The organism is Desulfococcus sp. (assembly GCF_050178255.1).
Classification (GTDB): Bacteria; Desulfobacterota; Desulfobacteria; order Desulfobacterales; family Desulfococcaceae; genus Desulfococcus; species Desulfococcus multivorans.
Genome location: NZ_JBFXGG010000179.1, coordinates 1 through 4,099, shown reverse-complemented (window position 1 = coordinate 4,099; position 4,099 = coordinate 1). Strand labels below are relative to the sequence as shown.

Annotated in this window: 5 protein-coding genes; all 5 read right to left on the bottom strand. The window is 58.2% G+C overall.

From position 1 onward, the window contains the following. Window positions 1-148: 148 nt before the first annotated feature. Window positions 149-406 carry an ADP-ribosylglycohydrolase family protein gene (locus AB7S84_RS16815; RefSeq protein WP_428155921.1) on the bottom strand — a complete coding sequence of 86 codons (258 nt, stop codon included), beginning with the start codon at window positions 404-406 and terminating at the stop codon, window positions 149-151. 89 nt (window positions 407-495) lie between these two features. Continuing rightward, window positions 496-1,605, bottom strand: coding sequence for a class I SAM-dependent methyltransferase (locus tag AB7S84_RS16810; RefSeq protein WP_020875019.1), 1,110 nt, complete (start codon window positions 1,603-1,605; stop codon window positions 496-498). Window positions 1,606-1,922: 317 nt separating this feature from the next. Beyond that, window positions 1,923-2,489, bottom strand: coding sequence for a DUF2179 domain-containing protein (locus AB7S84_RS16805; RefSeq protein WP_020875018.1), 567 nt, complete (start codon window positions 2,487-2,489; stop codon window positions 1,923-1,925). Window positions 2,490-2,854: 365 nt separating this feature from the next. Next, complete coding sequence (locus tag AB7S84_RS16800) at window positions 2,855-3,739, bottom strand: MBL fold metallo-hydrolase (RefSeq protein WP_428155918.1); 885 nt, start codon at window positions 3,737-3,739, stop codon at window positions 2,855-2,857. A 51-nt stretch (window positions 3,740-3,790) separates the two neighbouring features. Next, window positions 3,791-4,099, bottom strand: a 309-nt coding sequence (locus AB7S84_RS16795) for a MarR family winged helix-turn-helix transcriptional regulator (protein ID WP_428155916.1), incomplete at its 5' end; no start/stop codon positions are given.

Sequence of the window (4,099 nt, the reverse complement as noted above, 5' to 3'; positions counted from 1 at the left end):
ATGTGTTGGCGCCGTCGGCACCGTAATGCTGGGGAAAGATAACGTACTATATCAAAAGAGGATGTGTCGAACAACGGAAAAGAAAAACGAAGCCCCAGCAGCCATTAGGGCATTGTTTTGACGTTGTTATTTGCTGGAAATCTCAGAGTCAATACCCCGGATAAAGCCGCCACCACTGGTCATCAGAGCGAAATTTTATAAAAAGATCGACCGCCAGTCTTTCGATAACCGCCCTCAGCTCCAAGGGATTTCTGAAAGTTGGTGGAATGACATGCCGCCCCAGCAAGTAACCCAGAATGTTGTCGGTTATGGCGCCGGTGCTGTCGCTGTCGCCGCTGTGATTGACCGCCATTCGAACCCCGCCGGTAAAATCGTCCTCGACGCGGCATGCACAGAACAATGCAATCGCCAGAGCCTATTCGACAACCCAACCCCCGCCGAGGGATGCGGGTCCCGTCTCCGATCGGATGCACAGTGTCGATGTCAATCGGCTTCTCACACATTCAGTCGATAGAAGCGGAAAAAGTCGTTTTCGACGGGGAGAATTTCGATGTCCCGGAAGCCGGCCTGACGGGCGTACTGCCGCAAGGTATCGGGCCGCATGAGCGTTCCCGTGGCGGCCGAGGGCTGCTCCGCCATTGCCGACGGCAGGCATCCCATAACGCTGAATCCGTACAAAAACTGCTCGATCGGGTTGTCGGCCGTGGTAAATCGCTCGCCGGTGCGCTCGTCCATGACGATGACGCTGCCGCGAGAGCCGGCCAACCGGCGCATGGTGGTCAGGCCGGCCACGGGGTCGGACATGTCGTGGACGCATTCGAATGCCGTCACCAGGTCGTACGCACCGGTCAGGTCAGGATCGCCGGCGTCGCGCACCTCGAAGCGCACCCGGTGGTCCAGGCCGGCATTTCGGGCGTTGTCGCGGGCGTCGGTGATGGACGCCGCATCCACGTCGAAGCCGTCCACGTGGATCCCGGGGTAGGATTGCGCCATGCCGATGGCGGACCAGCCGGTGCCGCAGCCCATATCCGCCACCCGCGCAGGCGGATCAGCCAGGAGCCGCCGGTGGATGTCGGGGATGGACGGGAGGTATTCCCTGCCCAGCTGGTACAGAAACAGGGGACGGTTCAGCTCGCCCACGCCCCGGCGGAGCTCTTCACCGTATTCGGCAAAGGGTACGCCGCCACCGCTTCGAAAAGCAGCCTCGAGGGCCTCGAGAGGACGCGCCACCCCCACGGCGGCCTGGGCCAGCGGGGCCAGGTAGTTGACGCTCTCGCGGTCGATGAGGACCTCGGCGTGGCCGGAAGGCAGCCGATACCGTCGCTCAAGGGTGGGCGCCGTTTCGTCCGCCACTTCCAGGATGCCGGCCACGGCCTGCTGTTCCAGCCATTCGCGGACATACCGCTCGTGGGTGCCGGTGCGGGCCGCCAGTTCACCGGAGGTCAGGGCCTCGAGGTCCGCCAGCCCCCTGTACAGTCCTAAACGGTGGCCCAGATAGATGGAGTAGATTTTAAAATATCCGTTAGCCGCGCCCACCAGCGCCTCTATGAAGGCGTCGCGCCGGCGGGCATGACGTTGTTCGTTGATCCGGATGGCTCTGTTCATGGGGTACCTCCTTTATCCTTGTCCAACCGATGCCGGAGCAGGCATGAAAGGCCGTCGTATCCAACGCTGATTTCAGCATCGGCTGGTTGTGAGACATACAGAAGCAGGATGTGTGCCCGAAGACAGGAACTCTGAAAGGAAGCTGCGCTACCAGGTGGATGGAATCTGAATCGACCTATAACGGCGAAGAATGTTTCACCCGGTTCCCGGAAGGCCGCCGCCAGGACGCGTATCAGGCTGTCATCCGCTTGCATAAACTATATACTAATCATGGCGTTGTCCGGCGAAAACCCAGCCGGTGCCGTTTTTTGATATGTCTATTTGCGCTTGCCGACCGACCGCCATCCCCCAACCAAGGAAGATGCCGGCCTCAGCACCTTGCTGATGTCGCGGACTTTCTCGATGACATAGAACAATTCAGGGTCCATGCGCTGCACCTCGGGCAGGATCCACTTCAGATCCTGGCGCCGGCAGGCAATATAAAGCACATCGACCGGCCCGTACATGCCTTCACCTTTGAACAGGGTGACGGGTTGGCCTTTATCCCTCAGATGCGACGCAATGGCCATCCCCGCGTTGGGAGTGATGATTCTGAGAATCGTCGTTCCGAAGGCCAGTTTACGCTCCACAATGATGCCGACGACGTTGCCGGTGGCGTATCCGAAGGCGTAAAAGATTACCAGGAGCGGCTTGTCCCCGATCTGGTTGATCACCGTGCCGGCGACGGTCACCCATATGGTGATTTCAAAAATCGCCAGGGTAAAAGCGATACCCGTCCGCCCCTGAACCGTGACGATGGTTCGCACGGTACCGATGGAAACATCACAGATCCTGGCCAGAAAAACAACGACCCCTGTCAGGAGAATATGCGGATCGAACATCATTTTTGAATCCTTCTCTGAAAGGCTGACGACTGAAGAGTTGCGTCTGTGGTGAATGGCGTGTTCGAGTCCTTTCAGTCTTCAGTCTTATCCATCTGCCACCTTGAGCTAAGCAGTTGTATTAAAGTTCGCACGGCGAGTCCGTGCCGTATTGCCCCGTCTTTGACGAAAACCCAGAGCATGACTCCAGCAAGAAAAATGTCAGCCTGGAAGAATCTATATAACTATCCGATATAATAATCAAGGTGTGCGAAAACAGGAGAACCTGAAAATCCTGAAGGGAAAAAACCGCCCGCGCCCCTTCAGCAATGAGTTTCAGTGCCGCTCAAGCGCCGCGGCGGATCAGCGGCCCGGACTGCACGGACACCTCACCGGTCTTGAAGGCTTCTCCGGACCAGCAGATCCACGCAGAGCCGAATGTTCTCCGGGGTGTAGATTTGCAGCTTTCCGCGGTAGAACCGGTCGAAGAGCACCGCCTTGAGCCCGGAGAGGTCCCGCCCCTCATCCGCCGCCGACACGATCTCCTCGCGGACATTTCGGGCTGCGAACAACGCCCGTTCAAAAACGGCTTTCACGTCTTTTCCCCGCCAGATCCGCTCGTGGGGAAATGCCAGGACCTCGGCCGGGTATTTCCCCAGCCGTTCGATGGTCTCGATATATGCCTGGTAAGCGTGAAAAAAAACCGGAAAGATCATGTCGTCGGAAATCTGAAACCCGAGCGCATCCGAGACGAAAAGCACGCGGTCTTTTTCGAACCAGGCGGCCAGGCCGCAGGGGCTGTGGCCCGGTGCGGCGATCAGTTCCAGATGTTCGCCGCCTTTCAGCGCGATGCGATCACCGCCGTTGACGATGCGATCCACCGCAATCCGCTCCGAGCAGCCGGCATTCGCTCCGGAAGCCCCGGTTTCCGGATACCCCGCGACCTTCCGGTCCTGATCGAAAAAGCCGGCGATCACTTTCGGGTTGTCCAGAACCCTGGCGGCCGCAGACGAAGCCAGGACTTCGGCATTGGGAAAACGGCGCTTCAACTCGGGAATGCCGCAGACGTGATCGAAGTGGGCATGCATCACCAGCAGCTTGTCAGGCGCATCCCGGCCGGCGTCCGACAACTGCTCTGCAAACCGGGCGGCACTGGCCGTAACGCCGCACTCGATCAGCATATCCTGATATTCACCGACCAGATAATGTCGAAAATCCTCGTTTCCGAAAACGGTCACATGGTCGGTCAGTTGTATCGGCCAAGACCTGTTCATGATAATTCTCCTTTCATCCCGGTCTGTCGCAGGGTGCATCGCCGATCAGGTTTATTGTTCCAGCCTGACCAGGAAAGACTGCATCAGACGCCATTCCTTTTCAGAGAAGCGATCAATGAATTTTTGATTGGTTTCCTCGAAGAGCTTCAACAGCGGTTGTCTCAATTCGTTCCCGCGAGGACCCAGATAGATCCGCAACGAGCGGCGGTCCTTCGGATCCGCTTTCCGTTCGACCCATCCGACTTTTTCCATGCGATCGAGAAGACCGGTGATCGTCGGTCGGTCCTGGGCGGTTTTCTCGGCAAGCTCGCTGGGGAGCAGCCCTTCATCTTCCATGATCGCGACGATCAAAAAAAACTG